The sequence below is a fragment of the Acidovorax sp. 100 genome (assembly GCF_003688355.1).
GTDB lineage: Bacteria > Pseudomonadota > Gammaproteobacteria > Burkholderiales > Burkholderiaceae_C > Acidovorax > Acidovorax delafieldii.
Map to the genome: position 1 here is coordinate 4,137,501 of NZ_REFD01000001.1, position 21,510 is coordinate 4,159,010.

Here is a 21,510-nt window from a genome sequence, read left to right on the forward strand (position 1 = left end):
TCAAGTCCTGTACGCGCAAGGCACGGCGGGCAATCTTGTCCTCGTAAGCTGGACCAATGCCACGGCCGGTGGTACCAATCTTCTCAGTCCCCCCCTGCTCTCGGGCCGCCTCACGCGCAACGTCAATTGCCGCGTGGAAAGGCAAGATCAGAGGGCAAGCCTCACTGATGCGCAGGCGCGAACGAACCTCGACACCGGCTTTCTCAAGCCCCTCAATTTCCTCAAACAACTTCGCGGCAGAAAGCACCACGCCATTGCCGATGTAGCACTTGACCCCAGGGCGCATGATGCCGCTCGGGATCAAATGCAGCGCCGTCTTCACGCCATTGATCACCAGTGTGTGGCCAGCGTTGTGCCCCCCTTGGAAACGCACGACCCCTTGAGCGCTCTCCGTCAGCCAATCGACCAACTTGCCTTTGCCTTCGTCGCCCCACTGGGTACCGACCACCACTACGTTGCGACCTTTGGTTGCTTTCATCTCAAACCCAATTCAAATGACAATTGCTCAAACAGCCTGCACGACCCAACGGCCCGCAACCTGAACCAGTTCACGATCACAGTGGAACTCATCCACCTCACTCTCGTGCCCTGGCAAAACACACACCACTGTTTCCCCAGCGGACCGAAGCTCTCCAATCGCTGCATTCACATCCGCAGCCTCGCCCCAGGGAGCACGAATGGCAGCCTTCAGCGCACGGGGTGGCACCACGCCAACCACCTGCTTGATGTCCAAACTGAATCCCGCCGCAGGACGATTTCGGCCAAACACTGCCCCCACCTCGTCGTACCGGCCGCCGCGCACCAGGGCATCGCTGGCACCGGGCGCATAGATCGCGAAGCGCGCACCGCTGTAGTAGGCATATCCACGCAAATCAGCCAAGTCGAAAGTGACAGAGGCTCCGTCAAGACGCGACGCCAACCACTTCAAATTTGATAGCACTTGAGACACACCAGAAATGCGTTTCAGCGCATTTTCAGCCTCAGCCAGAACAGCAGAGTCTCCATATAACTGGACAAGAGCGAGAAGGCCTTGCCGAGAATCCTCAGGAAAGCCACGCGTCAAGACTGTCAACTCTCCCGCATCCTTGGCCGCCAAAGCAGAATGAATGCCGCTGAGCAGTTGCGGGCTCACGCTCACACCAGCCAACAGGCTGCGGACGATGCGCACGTCCGCAAGATCAATGGTTGTGTCGCGTACATTGGCAACTCGCAAACACTCCCGAGCTAACTGCAAAGCCTCAAGGTCAGCCTCCAGCCCGGTATGCCCATAGATTTCGGCACCAAACTGAAGAGGCTCGCGGGTGGCATGCGGGCGGTCAGGACGCGTGTGCAACACAGGACCACAGTAGCAAAGACGTGTCACACCTTTGCGATTGAGCAAATGCGCATCAATGCGAGCAACCTGCGGAGTCGTATCAGCTCGCAGCCCCATGGAACGACCAGATAGCTGGTCCACCAGTTTGAAGGTTTGCAGATCCAGCGCTTCGCCAGTGCCCGTAAGGAGAGATTCCAGATGCTCCAACAGCGGGGGCATCACCAACTCATAACCATAACAACGGGCTGTATCAAGCAGCCCGCGACGCAATTCTTCGATGTGCCGCGCTTCAGACGGCAAGACATCGGCAATGTGATCCGGAAGGACCCAAGCAGACATGGAGAAAAGGGGAGGCTGTTAAAACCGTGATTCTACCGGGACCGGGCGAGACTCCCCAAGGAATCTCCTAGTCGAGGGGTGTGACAGCGTTCAGAAACAAAGCATCAGAAGACCCGCAGCCAGGGCCAACAATGCGAAAAAGCGTATTTGGCCATCCTGCAATTGAGCGATCTGCGCAACCGTACGCTTCCAGACTTGGGGGGACAAAAAAGGCAAAAAACCCTCAATTACCAGGACCAAGGCAAATGCCGTCCAAAGGCTGTCCCACATCATTCACCTCTCACAACCAGCGCCACTTGTTTACTTGCGTGGAGCAACAGGCGCCGATGCAGACGCTGAGCCGCGAAAGACCTTGAAGAAGTCAGAGGACGAAGGGTCCAGCACCATCACATCGCTTTTCTTATTGAAACTGCCCTTGTACGCCTCGAGACTGCGATAAAACTGGGCAAATTGAGGATCTTTGCCAAACGCTTCGGCGTAGATGCGGGCCGCTTCCGCGTCGCCCTCACCTTTCAGCTTTTGAGCATCCCGATAGGCATTGGCGATTGTGATCTCGCGCTGACGATCTGCGTCTGCACGAATCTTTTCGCCTTCTGCAGCCCCTGTAGAGCGCAACTCATTGGCCACGCGCTTTCGCTCCGCTTCCATGCGCCGGTACACAGATTCAGTGATGGCTTCCACGTAATCAACACGGGTAATACGCACATCCACCACATCCACCCCCCAGGGCTTGGAACCACGAACTGTCTCCAAGACCTCGCGCTTGACATCAGCCATCAGCGCTTCGCGTTTGAGTGAGAGCAGCTCTTTCACCGTGCGCTTGTTGATTTCCTCCTGGAAAGCATTGCGAACCACCCGATTAAGCTGCATGGCGCCCGCCGTCTCATCCAGCCCAACGTTGCGAATGTACTCAGTGGGCTCGGAAATGCGCCAGCGCACATACCAGTCGATAACGACACGCTGCTTTTCAGCGGTCAACATGGGCTCGGTGTCCGTGCTGTCCAAGGTCAGCAAACGCTTGTCTATGTAGGTGACGTTCTGAAATGGAGGAGGCAGCTTGAAATTGAGGCCAGGCTCCGTGATCACTTCTTTGATCTGACCCAGTGCATACAACACTCCAAACTGCCGCTGGTCCACAACAAAAAGCATGGAGCTCATGAGAGCAAGCACCACCAGAAGGGTAGATGCAATAAAACCGACTCTGTTCACGAACTGCTCCTAGCGGGATTCACGTTCACGGGTGCGGCTGGTGTCGCGCGCGCGAGCGTCATTCGAAAAGGTTGGTGCGGGTGTTGCTGGTGACACCGCTGGAGGCGAGCTGGTGGCCGCAGGGGCATCCAGCGCTCCGGACCCGCTTGCTACGCCTTGCATAATTTTGTCGAGCGGCAGGTACAGCAAATTGGAGCCTTGACGCGACTCCACCAGCACCTTGGTCACGTTGCCATAAATCTGCTGCATCGTGTCCAGATACATACGATCACGGGTTACCTGCGGAGCCTTCTGGTACTCGGCCAAAATAGAAGCAAACCGTTGCGAGTCACCTTGAGCCTGTGCAACGATCCTCGCCTTGTACGCAGCAGCCTCCTCGTTCAGACGAGAGGCAGAGCCCACAGCGCGTGGAATCACATCATTCGCGTAAGCCTGTGCCTCGTTTTTGGCACGCTCGCGCTCCTGTCCAGCTTTGAGGACATCATCAAAGGAGGACTGCACCTGCTCAGGCGGCCGCACACCGCCCTGCTGCAAATTGATGCCAACAACTTCGACGCCAACTTTGTAACGGTCCAATATGGTCTGCATGAGCGCGCGAACGCGAGGCGCAATCTGATCCCGCTCTTCAGCCAATGCCGTGTCCATGCGCATCTTGCCCACCACCTCGCGAACGGCGGTCTCCGCTGCTTGAACCACGGCATCTGAGGGATTTTTGCTTTCAAAAAGCCATGCCCTGGCATCGCTCAGGCGATACTGAACAGCAAACTTGATCTCCACGATGTTTTCGTCTTCGGTCAGCATTGCGGACTCTCTCAAGCCCGTGCTTTTGATGACCGTGTCCCTCCCCACATCAGCGGAGCGAATTTGCGTCACAAAAACCAACTCATGACGCTCAATTGGGTAAGGCAAGCGCCAGTTAAAACCTGCACCCACGGTGCTTTTGTACTTGCCGAATTGCGTAATGACGGCTTGCTGGCCTTCTTGCACTATGAAAAAACCTGTGCCCATCCAGATCACGAACGCAATGCCAACAATCAAGCCAACACCCACACCGGCGCTTTTCAAATCAGGTTGAAAGCCACCGCCCGCCCCTCCTCCCGGGCCACGGCCAGAACCATTCTTTCCCCCGAACAGACTGCCAAGCTTGCGATTAAGGTCACGCCAGAGCTCGTCGAGATCAGGCGGCTGCTGGCCATTGCTTGGCCGCTGATCCCCACCCCTCTGACCTGCGGGTGGCGCTGCAGGTCGATCCTCAGGGCGCACGCTACCGTCCTCCGACTTATCATCCCCGCGACCCCAGCGTGGATCGTTCAGATTGAACATGCCCCGAATACGGTCCGGCAATGAAGCCCAGCGTAGGGTGCGAGTATGAAAATTCATGCGCAAAATCTCTGGTTCTCTGATGGCGTCATTCGATCATGCATTGTGCCCAATCAGGGCAACACATCCGGCAATTCAAGGGCGTCTGCTGGGGTCATATCCTCACGCGTAGCCAGCAACCTATCGGCCAAAGCGCGGCGCAGATCATCAAGACCTTCTCCAGATCGAGCACTTACGAACAGACGGGAAAGCGACTGCCCCCCCACTTCGTATTGGTCTACCAGCAGGGAGGGCCGTCGCTCTTCGGGCAATGCGTCAAGCTTGTTGAACACCAGTATCTGCGGGATATCCGACGCACCAATTTCCAGCAACACCCGCTCCACCTGCGCCATCTGCTCCGGGAAATCCGGGTTGGAAGCATCCACCACATGAAGCAGCAGATCTGCATCGACAGCCTCTTGCAGCGTAGCCTGAAAGGCATCCACCAATCCGTGCGGGAGATCCCGGATAAAGCCCACCGTATCGGACAGAGAAACAGATCGCGCCGCATCTGCCAGATACAACTGGCGTGTTGTGGTGTCTAGCGTGGCAAAAAGTTGATCCGCTGCATACGCTCGCGCTTTCACCAGAGCATTAAAAAGCGTGGACTTACCCGCGTTGGTGTATCCAACAAGCGAAATATTGAAGGTATCGCGCCTCTCGCGCTGGCGCCGCTGCGTGGAGCGCTGACGCTTGACCTTGATCAAGCGCTCTCTGGTGCGCTTGATCGCGTCACCAATCATGCGTCGATCCAGCTCGATCTGCTTTTCACCCGGACCGCCCCGGGCACCGATACCGCCAGTTTGGCGCTCCAAGTGAGACCAGCGCCGCACCAGCCGTGTACTCACATACTGCAGCTTGGCGAGCTCAACCTGAAGCTTGCCTTCGTGGCTTCGCGCACGTTGCGCAAAGATCTCCAGAATCAACAGCGTGCGGTCATTGACTGGAAGCTCGATATGACGTTCCAGATTACGCTGCTGCGCGGGGCTGAGTGATTGGTCAAACAGCACCTCCAATGCCCCATGCATCTGGGCCAAGGTGCGAATTTCATCCGCTTTGCCAGAGCCAATAAAGAGTGCCGCGTCCGGCGCTTTCCGCTTGCACGTAATGCGAGCAACAGGCCGTAAACCCGCCGTCTGGGCGAGCAGTCCCAACTCTTCCAACTCAGCATCGAAGTGGGGGAGACCAAAATCAACGCCCACCAGCAACACCGGCGTCATAGCGGACGAGGATGCGGAAGCCGAACTCAAAGCCAACCACCCTCTCTCTGCTCTACCTCGCTCAGAAAGCGAGCCCCGCTACCAGACAACAACTCAAGAGTTGCTGTTGTCAGCATCAGGGGTTTCTGAGGTAGAGAAATTGACCGCCCGACCTGGAACGATCGTAGAAATCGCGTGTTTGTAAACCATCTGCGTCACCGTATTGCGCAGCAACACCACATACTGGTCGAAAGACTCGATTTGCCCCTGCAGCTTGATCCCGTTGACCAAATAAATGGACACTGGAACATGCTCCCGACGCAATGCGTTAAGGAAGGGGTCTTGCAAAAGCTGGCCTTTATTGCTCACGATATTCTCCGTGTTCAAGTGTTGTTGTAAACCAGCACCTTACCACAGCCAGACGCACGCTCTGGCTTTAACACACATGGCCCCTCGACTGAAGAGCCTTTGTCGTCAGGCCTCGTCTTTGTCCGCAAAAGGATTGTGCGAAGTTTTCATCTCAATGCGCAAAGGGGTCCCCACAAGATCAAACTCCTTGCGGAAGCGCCCTTCCAAGAATCGCTTGTAAGCATCAGTCACGTGCTCCAGCGAGTTACCATGGATCACGATCACAGGCGGATTCATGCCGCCTTGGTGCGCATACCGCATTTTGGGGCGGAACATTCCCGCCCTCTTGGGGCTTTGGAACTGAACTGCCTCCAGCAACAGTCGGGTGAGCACTGGCGTGGACATCTTGCAGGTGGCCGCCCGGTGGGCCTGGGCAATAGATGTCCATAGAGGGCCAAGCCCCTGACGCTTCTTCGCAGAAATGAAGTGCAACGAAGCAAACTTCAAAAACGCTAGCCGCGTCTCAATGGAGCGCTCCAAGAGCTGCCGTTGGTAGTCATCCACGGCATCCCATTTGTTCACCGCCAGAACCACAGCGCGGCCACTCTCCAGAATATAGCCCGCGATATGGGCATCCTGGTCCGTTACCCCCTGGGTGGCATCGAGCAATAACAGCACCACATTTGCGGACTCGATGGCTTGGAGCGTTTTCACTACCGAGAATTTTTCGATAGCCTCAAACACCTTCCCCTTGCGGCGCAGTCCTGCAGTATCCACCAGCTCAAAGCGCTGGCCATTGCGCTCAAAAGGCACAGTGATGGCATCGCGGGTCGTACCGGGCATATCAAATGCCACCAGTCGCTCTTCGCCAAGCCACGTGTTGATCAGGGTGGACTTACCCACGTTGGGGCGCCCCGCCACGGCAAGCTTGATTACGCCCTTGTCCAACGCCGTATCCGAATCGTCAGGCTCAGGCAGATTGAGCGGCTCCAGCGCAATGTCAACCAAACTGCGTATGCCCTGCCCGTGCGCCGCAGACACAGGATAAACCTCGCCCAGCCCCAGCTCATAGAACTCCGCTAGTTGGACGCCCTGGAGCATGCCCTCCGCTTTGTTGGCGACGAGCACGCAAGGCTTGCCCAAGCGACGCAAGTAATTGGCAATGTCGTGGTCTTGCGCGGAGACGCCTGCACGGGCATCCACCACAAAAATCACCACGTCCGCCTCGGCGACCGCCTGCTGAGTTTGTTTGGCCATCTCGCGGTAGATGCCGCTGGAAGCGTCGGGTTCGAAGCCACCGGTATCAATGACGATGTACTCGTGTTTTCCTTGCTTGCCGTTACCGTAGTGCCGGTCACGCGTGAGCCCTGCAAAGTCAGCGACGATAGCGTCGCGCGACTTGGTCAGACGGTTGAAGAGCGTGGACTTGCCGACATTCGGACGCCCCACGAGGGCGATAACTGGCTTCATTGAATAAGACCGATCAATCTGGACGGAATCCGTAAATGCCGCCATTGCGGGTAACAACCACCAGGGTATCTGCAGCCACGACTGGGGCAGCAGCGATGGCAGACCCATCTGTCGCCAGCCTGTTCAGGGGTGAACCATCTGTACGGGACAGCAAATGCACCAAACCCGAGTCGTCACCGACGACTACCGAACGCCCTAGAAGCAGCGGCGCCGTGAGTTTGCGGTACTTGAGTCGATCGATACCCCACAAGCGTGAACCATCCGCGCGGCGCCACGCAACAAGAGTGCCATTGCTCTCAGAGCCAAAAATGGCCTCTGCATCGCCGTGAACGCCTTCTGCTCCGCTAGCAGGCTGCGTCCAGATGGTCGCTCCCCTTGCCGTGTTCACACAACCCACAGCAGCTTGAAAGGATCGAGCGCACACTGTTTCTCCCACACGGCTGGTGCGCCCCACCAACTCGACAAGGCGCTCCACATCATTGGTGCCCCGTGCGCTGGCAATGGGGGTCTCCCATCGCACACTGCCATTGTCAGGATTCAATCCGACCAAACGGCCTGACAACCCCACCACCAGCGTGTCACCCACAGCGGTCAAGACACCAGCCTGGCGCAATATCAAAGGCTCCCCGGGGCGCTGCTGGGACCAGAGACGACGACCTGTCGACAGATCAAAGGCAGACACGGATCGATCTGCCGACAACACGAAAACACGACCGCCTGCAACCAGAGGTGGTGTGAATACCTGAGCTGCGAGCGTCTCACGCCAGCGCTCACGCCCCCCATCAATAACGATCAGTGCATTGTTACGCGATACCACCGCCGCGAACTTGCCATCGCTACCCACAGCTGCTGACAGAGGCTCAGCCAGCGCTGCTCGCCAGATATCCCCCCCCGTACGCGCATCCAGGGCTGCCACCGCACCATCAGCTGACGCGACGGTCACCACATTGCCAGCAACATGGACCTCCAATGGCAATCCAGCCACATTGCCAACGCGCGCAGTCCATGCTTGCCGCACGCCCAGAACGGCCACATTGGCTCCGAGGTCGGCAGGCACAGGCTTAGACTTGTCGGCGCTCCACAAAGAACAACCGGCTAACGTGGCAGCCGCTAGTGCTACCACCAGACCGCGCACAAACAATTGGTGCCCTGACCTTGCGTTGATAGGCGACGACATGGTTATTTGGACTCCGCAGGTGTTGCGGTTGAAGAGACAGCAGAAGCCACATTCACACCTTGCAGCGAGACACCCAGCGCGTTCAGCTTGATTTCCACCAGACGGCGGTACTCGACACTGTCTTCGAACCCCTTATATGCCTTGGTGTACTCAGCAATCGCGTCCTGACGCTTGTCCTGGAGCATCAGGACGTCACCCTTGCGGTCCGCCACAACAGAGGAGAATTCCGGCGCGAAACTGCTGGATAGTTGCTTGAGTGCTTCGTCATAGTTCTTTTGATCCATGAGCACACCAGCCAATCGCAACTTGGCCAAGGCCTTGAGGCCCTCGTCAGACGATTGTTCTGCAACCCACATAAGCGCCTCTTTGGCGCCTTCGACATTACCAGTGCCCTGCATGGCCTTGGCGAGGGTCAAGCCTGCCTGCCCAGCTTGGACAGTCCCTGCATATTTAGACTTCAGATCGGCAAAAGCTTGTTCCATGCGGACGTTATCGGCAGACCGCGCAGCCACATCCACAGCATCAAACAACGCAGCCGCCTGCGTGGCCTGCCGGGTTTGCCAGTACTGGTAACCGTTCCAAGCAGCCGCTGCACCTGCAACGACAATGACCACGGAGCTGATCAACGTGCCCCAGGTGTTCCAAAAATGCTTGAGCTGGTCTAGCTGCTCTTGTTCTTCAAGGTCGAGATGATTTGCCATGGAAAGTGATTGGGTTAGCGGGTGGATTGTAGGGTGGCCGACCATTGCGCGACCAAGTCCAGCGGGCGCTCGGTTTGCTCACCTGCGCCATCACGCAAGGCTTTGACAGTCACCATGCCACGAGACAGCTCATCATCGCCAAACACCAGCGCGTGCATTGCACCACTGGCATCAGCCTTCTTGAATTGCGATTTCATACTGCCCATGCCCTCCAGCGAAGGGGCCGCGTGCATCTGGACACGAACACCATGTTGGCGCAATTGCTCGACAGTAGCCACAGCCCGAGGTAACGCGGCCGCCGAAGGGACAATGGCATAGACGTCCGGAACCAGCAAAGGGGTGGCACTTTGCTGCTCCTTGAGCAACTCCAGTACCCTTTCGACCCCCAACGCCCAACCCACCGCCGGTGCGGCCTTGCCACCGATTTGTTCGATCAAGTAGTCGTAGCGCCCCCCACCGCAGATCGTGCCCTGCGAGCCCAACTGATCCGTCACAAACTCGAACACAGTGAGGTTGTAGTAGTCCATGCCACGCACCAGGCGAGGATTGACAGTCCAAGCTATCCCATTGGCATCAAGAATGGCCTTGACGGCATTGAAATGCGCCAAAGACTCCTGACCCAGAAAGTCAATCAAACGAGGCGCCGCTTCCACCAGCGACTGCATCGCGGGATTCTTGGTGTCGAGGATGCGCAGAGGGTTGCTGTGCAGCCGCCGACGCGCCTCCTCGTCAAGAGCATCGACGTGCTGTTCCAGATACGCGATCAATGCAGCCCGGTGAGCCTTGCGCTCGTCCGGCTGACCCAAACTGTTGAGTTCGAGACGCACGTTCTGCAGGCCAAGGTCGCGCCACAGGGCACTTGCCAGAAGAATCAACTCGGCATCGACCTCGGCCCCCGGAAACCCCAGTGCCTCGGCGCCGATCTGGTGAAACTGGCGGTAGCGTCCGCGTTGGGGACGCTCATGACGAAACATGGGGCCCATGTAGTACAGGCGCTTACCGCCGTCGTACAACATAGAGTGCTCTGCAACCGCACGCACCACACCAGCTGTCGCTTCGGGGCGAAGCGTCAGCTGCTCCCCATTGAGACGGTCCTCAAACGAGTACATCTCTTTCTCGACAATGTCGGTGACCTCGCCCAATCCACGTACAAACAACGGTGTGGGTTCGACAATGGGTGTGCGGATATTGTGATAGGCGTAGCGCGCCATCAGGTCGCGCACCTTGGCCTCCAGCCACTCCCAACGGGCAGATTCCGGAGGCAGGATGTCGTTCATGCCCTTCACCGCAACCAGCTTCTCTGGTTTGGACGAGGGACTGCTTTTTTCGTTACTCACAGCGCTTCTTTTCTATGTCTGGCGGAAATTTACATAAGCTGGACAGACCACCTCCCGAGGCTTTACGGTGCGGGTGGCTGCAGCACTACCGGTCAAGCAGCAGACACCCCAGCGCCAAAACGCTTTTCGATGTACTGCTCGACGATGCGATGGAATTCATTGGCGATATCGTCACCGCGCAGGGTCATTGCCTTCTCGCCATCAATGAAGACAGGGGCGGCAGGCGCCTCACCCGTCCCCGGCAGACTGATTCCAATGTCTGCGTGCTTGCTTTCACCCGGGCCATTGACGATGCAGCCCATAACTGCAACCCGTAGCGATTCCACACCCGGATAACGCACGCGCCACACAGGCATTTGCGCACGCAGGAAATCGTCGATTTGCTTGGCCAGGTCCTGAAAGGTGGTGCTGGTGGTACGGCCACATCCCGGGCAAGCGGTAACGCTGGGCACAAAAACCCGCATGCCCAAGGCCTGCAAGATTTCGGATGCCACAACCACCTCTTGGGTACGCGCCTCGCCGGGCTGGGGTGTCAACGACACACGAATCGTGTCGCCAATACCCTCTTGCAGCAGCACAGACAATGCGGCCGCCGAAGCAACCGTTCCCTTGGTGCCCATACCGGCTTCGGTGAGACCCAGGTGCAAAGCGTAGTCGCAACGGCGTGCCAACTCGCGGTACACCGAAATCAGATCCTGCACTCCGCTGACTTTGCACGACAAGATGATCTGGTTGCCGTCCATCCCCATGGCCTCTGCACGACGTGCAGATTCAATGGCCGATGTGATGAGGGCCTCGTACATGACCTGACGAGCCTCCCATGGATTGCTGCGGCGGCTGTTCGTATCCATCAGCTCAGCCAGCAACTCCTGATCGAGACTGCCCCAGTTGACACCGATGCGCACAGCCTTGTTCCAGCGCATGGCAGCCTCGATCATTTGACCAAATTGCTTATCGCGCTTGTCACCTTTGCCCACATTGCCAGGGTTGATTCGGTACTTGGACAAAGCCTGGGCGCAGTCCGGAAACTCGGTGAGCAGGCGGTGTCCGTTGTAGTGAAAATCGCCCACCAAGGGAACGTTCTCACCCATGCGATCCAGTTGCTCTCGGATGTACGGTACCGCTGCAGCAGCTTCTGGCGTATTAACGGTGATGCGGACAAACTCCGACCCCGCCTGAGCGAGCTCCTTGACCTGAATCGCGGTCCCAATGGCATCGACGGTGTCGGTGTTGGTCATGGACTGCACGCGCACGGGAGCATCCCCCCCCACGGTCACCACACGCGAACCCCAGACAACTTTCGCTTGGCGCGAACGTCTAGGTAAGGGCGAAGCAATCGCCACCGGCCCAAAATCAATCGGGGAGTTTTCCACTATTTCACCTCGAAACGCGCCACGTTTTCACGGGCGACTGCCGTCAGATCAAACGGCTTTCCTCGAACAATCACTTCCGTCGCGTCAGCGCGACCGACAATCACTGCCAGGGGCGTGGGTGCCGACACCGATACCGACTCTCCCGCCGCCAGATTGCGTTGCAACGCCAGTGCACCATTGGCATCGCGAACTTGCACCCATGACGCACCGCGCGCGCGCAGCACCAGGAGACCGGAGGGAGCATCTGCCGCGCCATCAGCGGCCGAAACAGCGCCCGCAGACACGCCACTGCCAGCGGCAGCAGGCGCTGGAGGTGCAGCGGTAGGTGGCGCAGCAGACACAGGCACCGAAGCCGCGGCGGGCGATGCAGAAATAGATGCATCGGCGGGGCGCTCCACCGTTGGTGGCACCACTGCAGGTGCAGGCTCGGAGGCATTGGCCGGCAAAGCATCTGGCACCGCAACGGGCACTGGATCGGAAGAATCCCCTGGCGTGGAATGCCGAGGGACAAAGAACAAAACCACAGCTCCCACCAACAGTGCAAGAACGACCAACACCACCGAACGCGAACCGGAACCTGAACCCGCGAATGACGCCGAAGAGGACGACGAAGATTTGCCGGCACTACCCTTCACAGGTGCATTGATACCCGCGCTGTCCACAGACAGACGAGGACTTTGACTTTGGGGAAGCAAAGACAAAATGGGCGCTGGGTCAATTTTGAGGGTACGGCAAACACTCGAAGCCAGCGCGCGCACAAATACGGTGTCAGGCAGCACTGTGTAGTTATCTGCCTCCAGGGCTTCCAACTTGCTGACGGGTACTTTCAACGCAACCGCCAGGGCTGCGATGTGCATGCCTGCCGCCTGCCGGGCCTCCTTGAGCAAGCCGCCCGCCGTCACTCCGCTCTCCACCACCTCACTCATTGAAAGCCCCACGTTCGTATGCACCCAGCTCCCTGGAATCCGGGAAGCGCTTGCGCAACTGAGCAGCCAGTTGCCTCATTGCCACGGTGTCGCCCAAAGCCCGCTCCACCTTGATGCCCAGCCACAACGATTCAGAGTTGGCGAAATCGCTGTTGTTGAGCCGTCGAATGTAAAACTGCGCACGCGACAACTCGTTGCGCCGCAGCAAGAGCGCTGCGAGGTGATAACCGACCACCGGATTCGCAGCATCGAATTCATAGGCCTTCAAGAAAGACTGTTCCGCTTCGGGAAACTGTCCCGCCCCTGACTGGCACAGGCCACGGGCCATCCACGTTTTGCCACGCGCTGTATAGGCGGGGTTGGCAATGGCTCGGACAAAATATTGGTCGGCCTCCACGTACTTTTGCTGCTGGCACATCAGCCAGCCATAGTTGTGCAGTACGTTGGAGTCATTTGCCCTTAGCGACAAGGCACGGCGGAAACTGTCTTCGGCCTGTGCATAGTCACTCAGGCGCATGTAAATCAGGCCACGAAGATTGAAAGCATCGGCATAAGACGGATCTGCAGCCAGCGACTGCTTGACTTCATCCAGTGCGACCGCCGTTTGCCCCAATTCAAAATAGTTGGAGGCCAACTCCAGCCGGATACGAGCGCGGCGCCGCGACTCAGGCTCATCGGACGGCGTGACCAAGCCCGCATCGGCGTCACTGACTGCAGACAAAGCGTTTGTTGCACACCCCTGGAGCGCCCATATGCAAACCACCGCACTGCATGCCGTGAGTGTCCAGCGGCCAATATGCTGCCAGCGTCCAACCATTCCCGCCATGTAGAGCCTCCTTGAAGTTTGCCAACTGCCTGATCAAGTCACCGGTTTGAGCACGATTGTGCGCTGCTTTGCCATGCGTTCTGCGGCCCGGGTACGATCTTTGACATCCCCAGCCAATTGACCGCACGCCGCGTCAATGTCATCACCGCGCGTCTTGCGCACCGTGGTGATGATGCCCGCGTCACTGAGTATCTTGGCAAAGGCCTGCACCTGATTTTGCGGGGACCGCAACAGCCCTGATGCGGGAAACGGATTAAAAGGAATCAGATTGAACTTGCAGCGAATACCACTGCGCTTGACCAACTCGATCAGTTGGCGCGCATGCTCCGCCTGGTCATTGACAGCATCAAGCATGCAGTATTCGAACGTGATGAAGTCACGGGGTGCATGCGCCAAATAGCGGTTGCAAGCGTCCAGCAACTCCTCGATCGGATACTTGCGATTGAGCGGAACCAGGTTGTCGCGCAGTGGGTCATTGGGTGCGTGCAGCGACACCGCCAATGCCACGGGACAGTCTTGCGCAAGGCGGTCCATCATGGGCACGACGCCCGATGTAGACACCGTCACACGGCGGCGCGACAGGCCATACCCGTGATCGTCCAGCATTACTTTGAGCGCAGGGACTAATGCCGCATAGTTTTGCAGCGGCTCCCCCATGCCCATCATGACCACATTCGAGATCACACGGTCTTCAGTCTGCAAGCGCTTGCGCAGGGAGTGCTCTGCAAACCACAGCTGGGCGACGATCTCACCCGTCGTCAGATTGCGACTGAAACCCTGATGGCCTGTAGAACAGAAGCGGCAACCGACAGCGCAGCCCGCCTGCGATGACACACAGAGGGTTCCGCGATCATCCTCCGGGATGAACACGGCTTCCACCGCGTTGCCATCACCCACATCAAACAGCCACTTCACAGTGCCGTCCGAGGACACATGCTCTGAAATAACGGGCAGTGCCTCGACCTGCGCGCAGCCCTTGAGCTTGTCACGCAAGGCCTTGGCCAAGTCGCTCATGGCGTCGAAATCGCTGGCACCGCGCTGATGAATCCAACGAAACAGCTGGGTGGCGCGGAAGCGCTTTTCCCCCAGCCGCTCGCAAAACGCCGCCAGACCGTCGAGGTCGAATTCCAGCAGATTCGTCGTGCTCATGGTGCCAAACCCACTGGAGACCAAGCATAGCTAACCCCATGACACGGGACTCCCACCAGAGTGGGTACGGGCATGGGGAGCATCACCATCTCAGCGCGAGTAGATATTCAGGCCGGGGAAGAAGAATGCCACTTCGGCCTGTGCAGTTTCAGCGGCGTCGGAGCCGTGCACAGCGTTAGCGTCGATGCTGTCAGCGAAGTCGGCGCGGATGGTGCCAGCTTCTGCCTTCTTGGGGTCGGTTGCGCCCATAAGTTCGCGGTTCTTGAGGATGGCGTTCTCGCCTTCCAGGGCCTGGATCATCACAGGGCCGGAGATCATGAAGTCCACCAGGTCCTTGAAGAAAGGACGCTCTTTGTGAACTGCATAGAACTGCTCGGCTTCCAGGCGCGACAGGTGGGCCATGCGGGCTGCCACGACCTTGAGGCCGGCAGCTTCAAAGCGAGCGTAGATCTGACCGATGACGTTCTTAGCCACTGCGTCGGGCTTGATGATGGAGAGAGTGCGTTCGATTGCCATGTTGATTTCCTAAATGGTTGTTGCTGTGATTCGTTTGTCCACCGGACAAAGCCCTCGATTCTAACCGGGGAGCGTGAAGGCAGGAGCACTCAGCGCCCACCACCTCCGCGCCGGGGACCGCCGCCACCGGGGCGTCGTTTATCCTGGCGGTGGCGCGAGAGGCTGTCCATGCCGATGTAGCCCACCGACGTCTTCATCGGGTCGGGCTGTGCCGAGCCCCCACGCTGGCGATCGCCCCCCGCGGTGTTGTTGCCACGGGCAGGGCCCTGGCCACCATCGCGGCGCGGCTTCTGGCCACGGGGGCCACCAGGGACGGCCGGCTGCGACATGTCCCGACGCGAGCCATCACCGCGTGGTCCACCACGGCCACGGTTGCGCGGCTTGCCATTGCGCCCGCCAGCACCAGCCCCTTCAGGACGTCCCTCAACAGGCTCGGGGCGCCCAGCACCTGCGGCCTGAACCAGTGCGCGGATATCACTCTCGTCCAGTTCCAGCCAGGCTCCGCGCTTGAGGCCGCGCGGCAGCACCATGGCACCGTAGCGGATGCGGATCAGGCGGCTGACCGCATGACCCACCGATTCGAGCATGCGGCGTACTTCACGGTTGCGGCCTTCGGAGATGGTGACCCGGTACCAGCAGTTGGAACCCTCCCCACCACCGTCCTCGATGGAGCCAAACGATGCCATGCCGTCATCCAGGCGCACGCCGTCCAGCAGTTTTTGTTTTTCCTCGTTGCTCAGAGCACCCAGCACCCGAACGGCGTACTCGCGCTCCAACCCAAAGCGTGGATGCATCAGTTTGTTCGCCAGCTCGCCCGAGCTGGTGAACAGCAAGAGGCCCTCCGTGTTCAGGTCCAGGCGTCCTACCGACTGCCACTTGCCCTGCATGAGCCGGGGCAGCTTGCGAAAGACGGTGGGTCGATTCTGGGGATCGTCATGGGTCACGACCTCGCCCACAGGTTTGTGATATGCGATTACGCGCGCCGGAGGGGGGTCGATGCGATAGCGGATCGGCTTGCCGTTGACCTTGACCTGATCGCCAAACTGAATGCGCTGTCCGATGTGAGCAGGTTCGTTGTTGACCGAGATCCGCCCCTCCAGGATCAATTGCTCCATCTCCAGCCGCGATCCCAGCCCTGCCTGGGCCAGCACCTTGTGCAGTTTAGGTGTCTCGACCTGCGGCAGCAGCACCCGCTTCTGCGGCACCGCGTCTGCGGAGGCATCTTCTTCGTCGAAACGACCGGACACTACATCCTCAAACTGATAGCCCTCAACGACAGGGGCAGCTCTGCGCTTGTCGCGCCCTGCCCCATCAGAACGCTGAGGCCGTTCACGAGATTCGCCACGAGGGGGCCTCCCTGCCTGCCGAGTATTGCCCTCGCCGTCGGCAGCCGATACGACCGCCTCAGGAGATATCGAGTCCATGGCGACCGCCTGCACCTGGGCCACAGGCACCTCTGGCGCCGCAGCTTCCGACACAGGCACCGAAGTACCGACCTGCATCGCCACCACGGCTTCAGGCACCGCTTCCTCGACAAGGACAGCTTCCGCCTTTTTGCGAGGAGCCCGCTTGGCAGCCGGCTTTTTGGCAGCAGGTACCGTATCAGCGGCATTCAACCCAGGCACTTCGGCCGGATTTTCGGAGGTCGAGTCGTTCATCAAGTATTTCCCTGGATACCACCCGGGGTATCAACATGGTCGTCGCGGAGATCGGTCTCCACATTCTGAAAAAAATCATCCACGGGCCGCTTACCCCCCGTATCAGTCACAGCCTCCACAGACTCCACTGGCTCTTGCCCACCGACTTCGTGCGGCAAAACTGCCAGCAGATCAGGCCCACCCTCAATGACTCCCTGGGCGGCGGCTGCCATGGCTTCCAACACATTCGCATTGCCTGTCGGGTCATCGAGCACCGGCAGTTGGTCCAGAGACTGCAGGCCCATATCGTCCAGAAACTGGCGGGTCGTGGCGAACAACGCCGGGCGCCCCACCGTTTCGCGGTGGCCAATGACCTCCACCCAACCCCGGTCTTCCAACTGTTTGATGATCAGGCTGTTGACCGTCACACCCCGAATGTCCTCGATATCCCCGCGCGTGACCGGTTGCCGGTAGGCAATGATGGCCAGGGTTTCCATGGTGGCCCGGGTGTAGCGTGGCGGTTTTTCGGGATGCAGACGGTCCAGGTATTCACGCATTTCAGGACGGCTCTGGAAGCGCCATCCCGTTGCCACCTGTACCAGCTCCACCCCACGCTGCGCCCAATCAAGCTGCAGTTCCTGCAACAGCACCTTGAGGGTGTCGGACCCCAGCGCGTCATTGAACAGCACCCGCAACTCGCGCACAGGCACGGGCTGCTGCGCGCAGATCAACGCAGTTTCGAGGACCCTTTTGGCATCCACCGTGTTCATGGTTCAGCGATTCCTGGAAAAGTGCCACGCGTTGCAACGGGTGTCACATCAACAGCAGGGGCAATCATTGGTGCACCGCGCAATGGCGCTGGTGCTTTGGTAGAGCCCGGCGGGATTCCGGCTGCGGGCTAGGGCCGTCACGGCCGTTCAGGGCGCATTGTAGCCCAGACCCCATTCCGACAGCGCCCGGCGCATATCGTCGGGTACAGGGGCACGAAACTCCAGAGGATCCCCCGTCACCGGATGCGCAAAAGCCAACCGGTAGGCGTGCAGGGCCTGGCGTTGCAAGGCGCCGACCGGCGTGCCACCGTACAAGGCATCGCCCACCAAAGGATGGCGCAGAGACGCCATGTGCACGCGAATCTGGTGCGTGCGCCCGGTGTGCAAGGTGCACTGCACCCAGCAACCACGCTCGCCTCCCTCCAGACACAGGAAATCCGTGCGGGCGGTTTTGCCAGGGTGTACCGCCAAGTCCACCACCGCCATGCGCAGGCGATTGCGAGGGTCCCGCCCGATGGGGGCATCCACCGAGCGGGTCGCCCCCCCCGTCCAGGCACCATGCGCCATGGCCACGTACTGGCGCTTGACCTTGCGCTCGGCAATCAGCGCCACCAGGGCGTCCATGGTCGCACGGTCCCGGGCGACCACCATAAGACCGCTGGTATCCTTGTCCAGGCGGTGAACGATACCAGCCCGTGGCACCCGCAGTGCCTTGTCGTCGCGGGCCAGCAGGCCGTTGAGCAGGGTGCCGCTCCAGTTGCCTGGCGCAGGGTGCACAACCAAGCCTGCGGGCTTGTTCACCACCAGCAAGTGCTCGTCTTCGTACACCACATCAATCGCCATGGGCTCAGGCCGGAATGCCTGGCTTTGGAGGGTGGGCCGCATCTCCAGCACCACCAGGTCGCCGGCCTTGACCCGCGCGGCTGCCTTGAGAGCAGGCTTGCCATTGAGGCTGACCAGCCCCTGGGCCAGCAATTGCTGGAGATAGCTGCGGGAGAACTCGGGAACCAGCTCTACCAGCGCACGATCCAGCCGCTCGGCGTGCTGGCCTGGGCCCATCTGCAACGAGCGCAGCTCGCTATCCGCGTCGGCCAGGGCTTCCGACTCATCGGCCAGCAGGAGGGAATCGCCCTCCTGCGCTGTCGCCACCTCAGACGCTTCGGGACCACCGCCCGGCGAGTGATCCGCCATCGGACTCAACGGGATGGCAGATAGCGTGTGGGATCGACAGGCTTGCCCTGCCGGCGGATTTCAAAGTGCAGCTTGACGCGGTCTGCGTCGGTGTTGCCCATCTCGGCGATCTTCTGGCCCTTGCGCACCGCCTGGTCTTCCTTGACCAACAGGGTCTGGTTGTGTGCGTAAGCGGTGAGGAACGTGTTGTTGTGCTTCAGGATGACCAGGTTGCCATAGCCGCGCAGACCGGCACCGGCATAGACCACACGGCCATCCGCTGCCGCCAGTACCGGGTCACCCGCCTTGCCGGCAATGTCGAAGCCCTTGTTGCGTGCCTCGTCAAACCCGGCAATCAGCGAACCCGATGCAGGCCAGATGAACGCCAACTCATCCTCGCCCGCTGGCGCTGGCGCAGGTGCCGGCGTGGCTGGCGCCACCGCCACCGCCGTGCCCGACGCAGCAGAGGCAGCAGGCTTGGCGCCGCTGGCGGCCGATGCAGGAGCAGCAGCGGGCGTGCTGGCTGGAGCGACGGAGGATGATGTTACCGGGCGTGTCACCACCCCGCTCTCAGAGGCCACCACCGCCGGGGTAGCGGACGGAGGAAGCACGCGCAGCACCTGACCGACTTCGATCAGGTTGGCGTTTTCCAGATTGTTCCAGCGGGCAATGTCTTTCCAGCTTTGCCCAGACTCCAGGCCGATGCGAATCAGGGTATCCCCAGGCTTGACCGTGTAGTAACCCGGCTTGCCGGCGTTTTCTGCACCAGGCAGAGGCTTGATGGGGGTACCCACCACCACGCCCGGCTGTGCTGCGGGCGCTGGGGCAGAAGACGACGAAGAGGTGCCCCGATCTTCCACAGGAGCCTTGTTCATGCGGGTGCCACAGCCGGAGAGCACCAGCCCCGCCATTGCCACAGTAAAACCCGCCACAAGACCACGCGATACGAACATAAGCAATTCCCTTTACGCAATCCCCGATTTTAGGGGGACAAAATGCACGGGCTCGAGCACGTTTTGTTTCAATCCGTGCGGGGTTTTGTCGATCACCAGCAACATCTGCTGCCCGCCCGACAGCGCCATGGGCGCTACCAGACGCCCCCCCACGGCCAGCTGGTCGCACCACGCCAGCGGCACGGCATCGCCGCCGGCCGCCGCGATGATGGCCGCGTACGGAGCACCTTTGGCATAGCCAAGCATGCCGTCGCCAAACAGCAGATGCACGTTGGCCAGGCGGAACGGCCGCAGGTTGTCACGCGCCTTGTCGTGCAGGCCGCGCAGGCGCTCTAGCGTGTACACCTCGCGGGCCAGCAGGCTCAGCACGGCCGCCTGGTAGCCGCAGCCCGTGCCAATCTCCAGCACACGGCCCAGCCCGCCATGGCGCGCACTCTCAGCACCCAGCAACAGCTCGCACATGCGCGCCACCACGCTGGGCTTGGAGATGGTCTGACCCAAGCCTATCGGCAGGCTGGTGTCTTCATAGGCCTGGTTGACCAGTGCACTGTCCACAAACCGGTGACGCTCCACCGCGCCCATGGCCTGCAACACGGGGGGCAATGTGATGCCGCCCGCCGCCAGTTTTTGCACCATGCGGGCACGCACAGCCGACGAGTCCAGCCCCACCCCGGCGGGCGCCGGGGCGACGGCCGGCTTGCGCAGAGCAACAGACGGAGGCGCCGTCACCGGCTTGCCCGCGGCAGCGTTGCCCGGCACCGGCAGCTTGGCCGGGAACCCCGGGCGGCGCTGCATCACGCCCCAGGGGCGGCAGCCGCCCCTGTCGCCAACCGGGCGGCGGTCTGTGCCCAGTAGCCGAGGTTGTCGTGATCGGTCAGGTCCACCTTGAGGGGCGTGATGGACACATGGCCCTGCGCCGTGGCATGAAAGTCCGTGCCTTCGGCATCGTCCTTGGCGGCACCCGCACCGCCGATCCAGTACATGGCTTCGCCCCGGGGGCTTTCCTGCACGATGACCCGTTCCGCCGCATGGCGGCGCCCCAGGCGGCACAGCTTGGCCGGGCGCAAGGCCTCCAGCGGCATGTTGGGGATGTTCACGTTGAGCAGCCAGGGGGTTTCGTTGAACAGTTGCTGCGCACGCATCTGCGCCACCAGCTCACGCGCCTTGGCCGCAGCGGCCTCCAGCTCGGCCCAGCCCTTATCCACCTGCGAGAACGCAATGGCCGGAATGCCGAAGAGATATCCCTCCATGGCCGCCCCCACCGTGCCGGAATAGATGGTGTCGTCGCCCATGTTGGCGCCGTTGTTGATGCCCGACACCACCAGATCGGGCCGGTAGCCCAGCAGGCCGGTCAGCGCAATGTGCACGCAATCTGCCGGGGTGCCATTCACGTAGCGAAAGCCGTTGGCTGCCTTGTGCACATACAGAGGGGAATGCAACGTCAGCGCGTTGGATTTGGCACTGTTGTTGTGTTCTGGCGCAACGACCTCCACCTCGACCCCGTCGAGGGTCTTGAGCGCATCATGCAGCGCCACGATGCCAGGGGCCTGGAAGCCGTCGTCGTTGGATATCAGGATCTTCATGGTCTGGATAGCGGTTGCAACGGATTGTAGGTGGCCGGACTGCTGCACCTCGGTCAGACGCCCGTTGACCACATTGCGCCGACGGCACCCCGGGCCCCGTCGCTCGTGGGACATCCAGCACACCGGAGCGCCACCTATCATGCGGGCCATCAT

Annotated in this window: 22 protein-coding genes (1 of these 22 cut by a window edge); all 22 read right to left on the reverse strand. The window is 60.1% G+C overall.

Going from position 1 to position 21,510, the window contains the following annotated elements:
- A protein-coding gene (locus C8C96_RS18995; RefSeq protein WP_121943293.1) for an adenylosuccinate synthase crosses the window boundary here: on the reverse strand, window positions 1-478 show its 5' portion. Its footprint begins 899 nt before the window's first position; only the first 478 of its 1,377 coding nucleotides appear in the window; its start codon is at window positions 476-478; its stop codon lies beyond the left edge, outside the window.
- A 27-nt stretch (window positions 479-505) separates the two neighbouring features.
- Window positions 506-1,654 (reverse strand): ATP phosphoribosyltransferase regulatory subunit, encoded by a 1,149-nt coding sequence (locus C8C96_RS19000; protein ID WP_116749455.1) that lies wholly within the window; start codon window positions 1,652-1,654, stop codon window positions 506-508.
- A 90-nt stretch (window positions 1,655-1,744) separates the two neighbouring features.
- On the reverse strand, window positions 1,745-1,927 hold the full coding sequence (locus C8C96_RS19005; protein WP_056062002.1) for a DUF2065 domain-containing protein: 183 nt from the start codon (window positions 1,925-1,927) through the stop codon (window positions 1,745-1,747).
- A gap of 27 nt (window positions 1,928-1,954) precedes the next feature.
- On the reverse strand, window positions 1,955-2,863 hold the full coding sequence (hflC, locus tag C8C96_RS19010) for a protease modulator HflC (RefSeq protein WP_056061999.1): 909 nt from the start codon (window positions 2,861-2,863) through the stop codon (window positions 1,955-1,957).
- Window positions 2,864-2,872: 9 nt separating this feature from the next.
- Window positions 2,873-4,243, reverse strand: a complete 1,371-nt coding sequence (hflK, locus tag C8C96_RS19015) for an FtsH protease activity modulator HflK (RefSeq protein ID WP_121943294.1) — start codon at window positions 4,241-4,243, stop codon at window positions 2,873-2,875.
- Between the two features lie 53 nt (window positions 4,244-4,296).
- Window positions 4,297-5,442: a GTPase HflX gene (hflX, locus tag C8C96_RS19020; RefSeq protein ID WP_192418921.1), complete on the reverse strand. Its 1,146-nt coding sequence runs from the start codon at window positions 5,440-5,442 to the stop codon at window positions 4,297-4,299.
- A 93-nt stretch (window positions 5,443-5,535) separates the two neighbouring features.
- Complete coding sequence (hfq, locus tag C8C96_RS19025; RefSeq protein ID WP_056743269.1) at window positions 5,536-5,790, reverse strand: RNA chaperone Hfq; 255 nt, start codon at window positions 5,788-5,790, stop codon at window positions 5,536-5,538.
- A gap of 105 nt (window positions 5,791-5,895) precedes the next feature.
- The gene (der, locus tag C8C96_RS19030) at window positions 5,896-7,239 is read right to left on the reverse strand and encodes a ribosome biogenesis GTPase Der (RefSeq protein WP_056062205.1); all 1,344 of its coding nucleotides are present in this window, start codon (window positions 7,237-7,239) and stop codon (window positions 5,896-5,898) included.
- Window positions 7,240-7,252: 13 nt separating this feature from the next.
- Window positions 7,253-8,416, reverse strand: a complete 1,164-nt coding sequence (gene bamB / locus C8C96_RS19035) for an outer membrane protein assembly factor BamB (RefSeq protein ID WP_121943295.1) — start codon at window positions 8,414-8,416, stop codon at window positions 7,253-7,255.
- Between the two features lie 2 nt (window positions 8,417-8,418).
- Window positions 8,419-9,117: a tetratricopeptide repeat protein gene (locus C8C96_RS19040; RefSeq protein ID WP_056743271.1), complete on the reverse strand. Its 699-nt coding sequence runs from the start codon at window positions 9,115-9,117 to the stop codon at window positions 8,419-8,421.
- 14 nt (window positions 9,118-9,131) lie between these two features.
- Window positions 9,132-10,394, reverse strand: coding sequence for a histidine--tRNA ligase (gene hisS, locus C8C96_RS19045; RefSeq protein WP_233584345.1), 1,263 nt, complete (start codon window positions 10,392-10,394; stop codon window positions 9,132-9,134).
- A 152-nt stretch (window positions 10,395-10,546) separates the two neighbouring features.
- Window positions 10,547-11,827 carry a flavodoxin-dependent (E)-4-hydroxy-3-methylbut-2-enyl-diphosphate synthase gene (gene ispG, locus C8C96_RS19050; protein ID WP_056061984.1) on the reverse strand — a complete coding sequence of 427 codons (1,281 nt, stop codon included), beginning with the start codon at window positions 11,825-11,827 and terminating at the stop codon, window positions 10,547-10,549.
- A complete protein-coding gene (locus C8C96_RS19055; protein WP_121943297.1) occupies window positions 11,827-12,753 on the reverse strand; it encodes a RodZ domain-containing protein in 927 nt (308 codons plus the stop codon). Before C8C96_RS19055 ends, ispG begins: the two co-directional genes overlap by 1 nt.
- Window positions 12,746-13,579 carry a type IV pilus biogenesis/stability protein PilW gene (gene pilW, locus C8C96_RS19060; RefSeq protein WP_121943298.1) on the reverse strand — a complete coding sequence of 278 codons (834 nt, stop codon included), beginning with the start codon at window positions 13,577-13,579 and terminating at the stop codon, window positions 12,746-12,748. The genes C8C96_RS19055 and pilW overlap by 8 nt, the downstream gene beginning before the upstream one ends.
- 33 nt (window positions 13,580-13,612) lie before the next feature.
- Window positions 13,613-14,728, reverse strand: coding sequence for a 23S rRNA (adenine(2503)-C(2))-methyltransferase RlmN (rlmN, locus tag C8C96_RS19065; RefSeq protein ID WP_121943299.1), 1,116 nt, complete (start codon window positions 14,726-14,728; stop codon window positions 13,613-13,615).
- A gap of 90 nt (window positions 14,729-14,818) precedes the next feature.
- The gene (gene ndk / locus C8C96_RS19070) at window positions 14,819-15,244 is read right to left on the reverse strand and encodes a nucleoside-diphosphate kinase (RefSeq protein WP_008905954.1); all 426 of its coding nucleotides are present in this window, start codon (window positions 15,242-15,244) and stop codon (window positions 14,819-14,821) included.
- A gap of 89 nt (window positions 15,245-15,333) precedes the next feature.
- The gene (locus C8C96_RS19075) at window positions 15,334-16,902 is read right to left on the reverse strand and encodes a pseudouridine synthase (RefSeq protein WP_121943300.1); all 1,569 of its coding nucleotides are present in this window, start codon (window positions 16,900-16,902) and stop codon (window positions 15,334-15,336) included.
- A complete protein-coding gene (gene scpB / locus C8C96_RS19080) occupies window positions 16,902-17,651 on the reverse strand; it encodes an SMC-Scp complex subunit ScpB (RefSeq protein WP_121943301.1) in 750 nt (249 codons plus the stop codon). Before scpB ends, C8C96_RS19075 begins: the two co-directional genes overlap by 1 nt.
- A gap of 147 nt (window positions 17,652-17,798) precedes the next feature.
- Window positions 17,799-18,842, reverse strand: coding sequence for an RluA family pseudouridine synthase (locus C8C96_RS19085; protein WP_121943302.1), 1,044 nt, complete (start codon window positions 18,840-18,842; stop codon window positions 17,799-17,801).
- 5 nt (window positions 18,843-18,847) lie between these two features.
- On the reverse strand, window positions 18,848-19,774 hold the full coding sequence (locus C8C96_RS19090; protein ID WP_121943303.1) for a peptidoglycan DD-metalloendopeptidase family protein: 927 nt from the start codon (window positions 19,772-19,774) through the stop codon (window positions 18,848-18,850).
- A gap of 12 nt (window positions 19,775-19,786) precedes the next feature.
- Window positions 19,787-20,569 carry a protein-L-isoaspartate(D-aspartate) O-methyltransferase gene (locus C8C96_RS19095; protein WP_110959224.1) on the reverse strand — a complete coding sequence of 261 codons (783 nt, stop codon included), beginning with the start codon at window positions 20,567-20,569 and terminating at the stop codon, window positions 19,787-19,789.
- Window positions 20,569-21,357: a 5'/3'-nucleotidase SurE gene (surE, locus tag C8C96_RS19100; protein ID WP_121943304.1), complete on the reverse strand. Its 789-nt coding sequence runs from the start codon at window positions 21,355-21,357 to the stop codon at window positions 20,569-20,571. Before surE ends, C8C96_RS19095 begins: the two co-directional genes overlap by 1 nt.
- Between the last annotated feature and the right edge of the window lie 153 nt (window positions 21,358-21,510).

Coding starts and splice junctions, on each gene's coding strand:
- C8C96_RS19040 (WP_056743271.1), bottom strand. CDS start 9,117: ATGGCAAATCATCTCGACCTTGAAGAACAAGAGCAGCTAGACCAGCTC.
- der (WP_056062205.1), bottom strand. CDS start 7,239: ATGAAGCCAGTTATCGCCCTCGTGGGGCGTCCGAATGTCGGCAAGTCC.
- hisS (WP_233584345.1), bottom strand. CDS start 10,394: ATGAACGACATCCTGCCTCCGGAATCTGCCCGTTGGGAGTGGCTGGAG.
- scpB (WP_121943301.1), bottom strand. CDS start 17,651: ATGAACACGGTGGATGCCAAAAGGGTCCTCGAAACTGCGTTGATCTGC.
- C8C96_RS19095 (WP_110959224.1), bottom strand. CDS start 20,569: ATGCAGCGCCGCCCGGGGTTCCCGGCCAAGCTGCCGGTGCCGGGCAAC.
- C8C96_RS19085 (WP_121943302.1), bottom strand. CDS start 18,842: ATGGCGGATCACTCGCCGGGCGGTGGTCCCGAAGCGTCTGAGGTGGCG.
- rlmN (WP_121943299.1), bottom strand. CDS start 14,728: ATGAGCACGACGAATCTGCTGGAATTCGACCTCGACGGTCTGGCGGCG.
- bamB (WP_121943295.1), bottom strand. CDS start 8,416: ATGTCGTCGCCTATCAACGCAAGGTCAGGGCACCAATTGTTTGTGCGC.
- C8C96_RS19055 (WP_121943297.1), bottom strand. CDS start 12,753: ATGAGTGAGGTGGTGGAGAGCGGAGTGACGGCGGGCGGCTTGCTCAAG.
- C8C96_RS19090 (WP_121943303.1), bottom strand. CDS start 19,774: ATGTTCGTATCGCGTGGTCTTGTGGCGGGTTTTACTGTGGCAATGGCG.
- hflK (WP_121943294.1), bottom strand. CDS start 4,243: ATGAATTTTCATACTCGCACCCTACGCTGGGCTTCATTGCCGGACCGT.
- pilW (WP_121943298.1), bottom strand. CDS start 13,579: ATGGCGGGAATGGTTGGACGCTGGCAGCATATTGGCCGCTGGACACTC.
- C8C96_RS19005 (WP_056062002.1), bottom strand. CDS start 1,927: ATGATGTGGGACAGCCTTTGGACGGCATTTGCCTTGGTCCTGGTAATT.
- C8C96_RS19075 (WP_121943300.1), bottom strand. CDS start 16,902: ATGAACGACTCGACCTCCGAAAATCCGGCCGAAGTGCCTGGGTTGAAT.
- hflX (WP_192418921.1), bottom strand. CDS start 5,442: ATGACGCCGGTGTTGCTGGTGGGCGTTGATTTTGGTCTCCCCCACTTC.
- C8C96_RS19000 (WP_116749455.1), bottom strand. CDS start 1,654: ATGTCTGCTTGGGTCCTTCCGGATCACATTGCCGATGTCTTGCCGTCT.
- surE (WP_121943304.1), bottom strand. CDS start 21,357: ATGAAGATCCTGATATCCAACGACGACGGCTTCCAGGCCCCTGGCATC.
- ndk (WP_008905954.1), bottom strand. CDS start 15,244: ATGGCAATCGAACGCACTCTCTCCATCATCAAGCCCGACGCAGTGGCT.